The sequence below is a fragment of the Halomonas sp. Cn5-12 genome, assembly GCF_021532545.1.
Lineage (GTDB): Bacteria > Pseudomonadota > Gammaproteobacteria > Pseudomonadales > Halomonadaceae > Vreelandella > Vreelandella aquamarina.
The window spans coordinates 1-4,549 of the sequence record NZ_JAKGAY010000065.1; the positions used below are offsets into that span (position 1 = coordinate 1).

At 51.3% G+C, this 4,549-nt stretch carries 6 protein-coding genes; 3 read left to right on the forward strand and 3 right to left on the reverse strand.

Annotation, left to right across the window (positions count from 1 at the left end; translation table 11 throughout):
- The 3 genes from L1249_RS17120 to L1249_RS17130 form a co-directional block, all read left to right on the forward strand.
- On the forward strand, nucleotides 1–391 hold a 391-nt coding region (locus L1249_RS17120), incomplete at its 5' end, for a hypothetical protein (RefSeq protein ID WP_235253796.1).
- Nucleotides 392–436: 45 nt separating this feature from the next.
- A complete protein-coding gene (locus tag L1249_RS17125) occupies nucleotides 437–817 on the forward strand; it encodes a gamma-glutamylcyclotransferase family protein (protein WP_054645382.1) in 381 nt (126 codons plus the stop codon).
- Nucleotides 811–1,101: a hypothetical protein gene (locus tag L1249_RS17130; protein WP_054641800.1), complete on the forward strand. Its 291-nt coding sequence runs from the start codon at nucleotides 811–813 to the stop codon at nucleotides 1,099–1,101. The genes L1249_RS17125 and L1249_RS17130 overlap by 7 nt, the downstream gene beginning before the upstream one ends.
- Nucleotides 1,102–1,126: 25 nt before the next feature.
- Here L1249_RS17130 and L1249_RS17135 read toward each other — a convergent pair whose 3' ends face one another.
- The 3 genes from L1249_RS17135 to L1249_RS17625 are packed head-to-tail and all read right to left on the reverse strand — an operon-like array spanning nucleotide 1,127 to nucleotide 4,374.
- A complete protein-coding gene (locus L1249_RS17135) occupies nucleotides 1,127–1,675 on the reverse strand; it encodes a hypothetical protein (protein WP_054645381.1) in 549 nt (182 codons plus the stop codon).
- Nucleotides 1,672–2,670, reverse strand: a complete 999-nt coding sequence (locus L1249_RS17140; RefSeq protein ID WP_062360264.1) for an AAA family ATPase — start codon at nucleotides 2,668–2,670, stop codon at nucleotides 1,672–1,674. Before L1249_RS17140 ends, L1249_RS17135 begins: the two co-directional genes overlap by 4 nt.
- Before the next feature lie 18 nt (nucleotides 2,671–2,688).
- On the reverse strand, nucleotides 2,689–4,374 hold the full coding sequence (locus L1249_RS17625; RefSeq protein ID WP_230835219.1) for a restriction endonuclease: 1,686 nt from the start codon (nucleotides 4,372–4,374) through the stop codon (nucleotides 2,689–2,691).
- Nucleotides 4,375–4,549: the final 175 nt, after the last annotated feature.

Below are 4,549 nucleotides of genomic sequence, written 5' to 3' on the forward strand. Positions count from 1 at the left end.
CACGGCTTGGAGAGTAGAATTGCTCATGGCGTATCCGTCCTATGTTGGTTGTGATCTGGCGAGATCAATCAACAGGATACGCCACCCTCTCTACTGCCCTCCATACACAAGAACTGAGCTTAACTCGGCATTCTCTATTGGCTACCAAAACAACGCCATGCAGCTTTTATCTCGTGACTGGAAACTGCTAGCTGAGCAGCAGAGCCAGCTTAGCTATCCGTTTATCAAGCGAGAGATTAAACGTCTACGAGAGTTACTGCTTCGATTTGCCGACTCAAAAGAGATGCAGCAAGCACTGAAAGATGCAGGATTACCCGATAACGCTTGGTTACGCTTGCAACAACAGCGCCACCACATTGTAAAGCAGTGCAAGAAAGCGGCGCTTTGGTAACGTCACCCTTTTGCAAGACACTCGATAATCAAGATGAGCAACCCAATGAATCACCTTCACCAAGCCATTCAGCGCTGCCCTCGGGTGGCGGTGTACGGCACGTTAAAGCACGGGCATCGCAATCATCATTGGTTAAACGGCGCAGATATGCTGGGTCAAGACCGTTTAACGGGGATCACACTTTACGACCTTGGCCCCTACCCAGGCGCTAAGCTCACGCCATCCACAGGCGTTGCGGTGGAGGTGTATGCCATTAACGCTGAACAGCTAGCGCGGCTCGACCAGTTAGAGGGCTACTTTCACCACGCGCCAAGCCAAGGCCTCTATAACCGCACGACTCTCCCTACCCAATACGGTGACGCTTGGTGCTACATCTACAACCCAGCCGTTGAGCAAGGGTCGCTGATGGACAGTGGCGAGTGGTAGTCATCACTACGTTATGGTGTCGGCAACACCTAAAGCTAACGCTAGCCCCCGAGCCGCTGCGCGAACTGCTGAAAGCCGTTCTACCCGAACGCGACCACCGCCGTTTAGCCACCATTCCCGCCAACCACCTAGCCCAGCGCCGCCTAACCCCCGGCAACGTGCGTACAGCGCTAGACCAACTGGACTTACGAGGGCTGCCCATCCGCTTGAATACGCTACTGGATGCGCTAACGCTGGAAGAGCGCGAACAGCAAGGGCAGCGCCAGCCAATGGGGTTTGTGTAGGGTAATGAACGCCAAGAAAAGCCGCCTACTGCTGGCTGATACGCAGTATAGGGCACTTGGTCATCAGGCGATTCCATTGATCAACGTTGAACGCCTGCACATCAAAGGATTTGCGCCAACCGCTATAACGCGGCCCAGACACCCATTCTGTTCGCCAGAGCCTGTCTCGTAAACCTGCTAACTGAGCAGGCTCTAAGTCACTCAAACCTATTAAGGTAATATAGCGCAGCGGCTTATTGACGACGCCATACTCCAACCCCAAAAAGATAAGGCTGTCACGCAGTTTCGGGAATAAATGCCGCTCGATAAGCGATTGGCTGACGATATCCGCAAGAAAGCGTTGCCTCTGCTTTTCTCGATGCTGTTCAGGAATAGCACCGCTCTCTGGGTCTTTAATTTCCAGCAGCCATAATTGCGTGTCCCACTCCACAACAAAATCAACGCCACCCTTTAATAGATGCGTTAAACCAGCGGCTGCCACTTGGTCGTCTAGCTTAATTACTTGACGAGCTTGAGAAAAATCAAAGTATAAATCAGACTCGCACCACTCCGGCTTTGCCTCCCAGGGTTTCACGAAAAGTCCCCCAGCGAGTGACGAACTTCCAAGTCATAAAGACGCTGAAACTCGTCCGCAATTTTATTAGGCCGAATGTCCCGGTAGCGGCTGAAACTATGTGCAATAACGCCATCCTCCTGCGTTAGCTCAAGGGAGAAGTAGCGTGTAGGCGTCTCCTGACGCGCAAAATCCAATTCCCGCAGAAAGGCATAATCGTGGGTTGCTACAAATACTTGCACACCACGCTCTGCAAGCATAAGCAGAATTTTAGCCACCTCTGGCATGAGCGCAGGGTTAAGGTTCGCTTCTGGCTCATCCCAAAATAGTGTGTTGTTGGCAAATAGCGAGCCATTATGGATCAACTGCCAAATCAGAGCCAATTTGCGGTGCCCTTCTGCCACCAGCGACATTTCCAACTTCTTACTTCCTGCGCTAAGGTGAAATTCATCTCCCTCTAATGTCACCTTTCCACCTACCGTCTTGCGGATGAGCTCTAATAGTGGCTTTTCATCATTGAGTGGCATTCCCTTGCGGGCAGGCAAGTAAGCTTGTTTGATAATATCGTAATAGACTTCCTCGAACGCGAGCTCATATTTATCATAGAGCGAGATAAAGCCGGGAGCGAAAGAGAGCACCTCTTTAACGGGAATGAATACGGGGGAACGCTCGACAGCCCACTCACCCTGGAGTTCAAACGTGTGATGCCTAGTGGTATCAAAGGTAAGCGATAACGACTGGGCCGCACTGTTGGACAAGCTAATGCGCGCCGTATTGCTGCCTTTTTTGCGGTTAACCAAGCGTGATACTTTATCGCCGCTAGGGCGAAAAACCGCCGCCAGCTTCTTTTTCAGTTCAGCCGCATCGTGACCCTGCATCTGCAAGGCATACATTAATTTCATGATATGCGTTTTACCGGTGCCATTGGCACCGATAAGCACGTTCACGCCCGGCGACCACTCGAAAGAGGTTTCCTTAAAGGCGGTAAAATTCTCCAACGCCAGGGTTTGGAACATACGCTTTCCTTCAGTGGTTTACTGAGAGATCAGTGCACTTAAACTGCTGACTTCCTTGAAAGTAACATCATCAGTCAGCGAGAAGTGCTTATGCCCACATTCAATCTTTAAGCTTTCATTACGGCGCAGGTCTGTCTTGACAGTGCTGGACTTGGTTTCAGCAACGAAGTAAACCCGCTCTTCATTTTCAAACACTACTGCCCAATCAGGGTTGTAGGTGCCCAGCGGGGTGGCAATTTTGAACTTGCCCGGCAGCTTGAAGAAGAACCTGACGCGTGGGTCGAGCGAACACTCATGGGCAAAGGTGTTTTCTACCTCGCTGTCGCTCATTACACAGCTGAAAGCGTCGCCCTTAGGGTCTTGAGTATCGCTCTCTAGCGGTTGGGCTTCCAGCAGAGTTTTGTTCAAGGGGGTGGTTACATCATCGCTGGTTTGCGGGTAGACGCTGCTCAGGTAGGTTTCTACAGGCTCATCAAACAGTGTCATCTCGTAGCGTTTGCCGTTGATTTCATGGTACTCAATGCCTTTCACCAGCAGCGCTTGAAGCTCAGTTTTAATCGCAGTAACCACGGTATCCAGAAACGCCTGGGGGTTGATCAGCAGCTCATCCAGGCGATTGGACTGGTCAAGAATCGCAAACAAGGTGGCGCGCGTCAGATGCACACGGTTTTGAATGTAGGCGTAAACATCCGGTACCGGCACGTTTTGGTAACTGGCGTTGCTTTCATCAATACCGGTTTCCACACCCTGAATACCTTCCTCATTCATGTGCAGCTTGGCTTTGCGAGAGCGCACCTTGGGAGCCTGAACTTTAGGATACTGGTTAGTATCCGTTAAAACTTCCACGCATTTTTCAATCAGCTCAGGCGTATCCAGCGTCACGCTGTAGCGGGTCTGGTAATTGATGCGCTGCCAGATCGCCTTGAAAAGCGCCTCGTCTTCAGCACTCAGCGCCTTGCGCTGTACACGCGCCTTGGCGCGGGCATTTTTCACCCGGCCTTTGAAGCTGACATCGGTTTCGTCTTCAATTTCCTGCTGCAGAGTGCGGGCAAACACCTCGTAGCTTTCATTGGGAATCACCGTGAGCACATTGATGCTTTTGTCGTGTATCCGCTCACCCTGTTGGTTCACCGCAAGGCGCAAGCCACGGCCAATTTCCTGGCGCTTTTTCAACTGGCTTTGGGTTTCGTTCAGAGTGCAGATCTGGAACACATTGGGGTTATCCCAGCCTTCCCGCAGGGCCGAGTGGCTAAAAATAAACTGCAGCGGCTCTGCCATATCTAACAACCGCTCTTTGTCCTGCATGATCAAGGTATAAGTATCATCATCCTTTTTAGAACCGCGCTCGGTGCTATCCACCCATACTTTTTTAGCGGAGGCCCCTTTGCCTTTTTTATCCCCAGAGAAGTAGCCGTTATGTACTTCGCTAGCGGAGTAAGGAATCAAATCTTTATAGTGCGCCTTGGCGGCATATTTCTCGAAGGCATCTTCAAACCATTTTGCAAACTTGCCGGGCACATCGTTGCCTTCATCATCATAAGCGCGGTAATTGGCCACCTTGTCGATAAAGAACAGGCTTAGCACTTTAATGCCGCTTTCCTTGACTTTTTTCAGCTTGGCAAAGTGTGCAGCGACGGTGCGCTCGATTTGAAAACGCATCACATCGTCGCTTAGGCCGCCCTGCTGTTCGTTTAGCTTGAGCACTCGCCCACCAGAAAATTCGATTTCCCCTTCATCAGCGCGTATCTCATTAACCTGAATCCGTGAAGCCGGCGCCGACACTTTCCCTATCACCGCCAGCGAGCACTTTTTGATCATTCGCCCCGTGCAAGTTGGCTTTCGCAAGCCCGTTATTGCCAAAACCCACCGTGCTGATCGG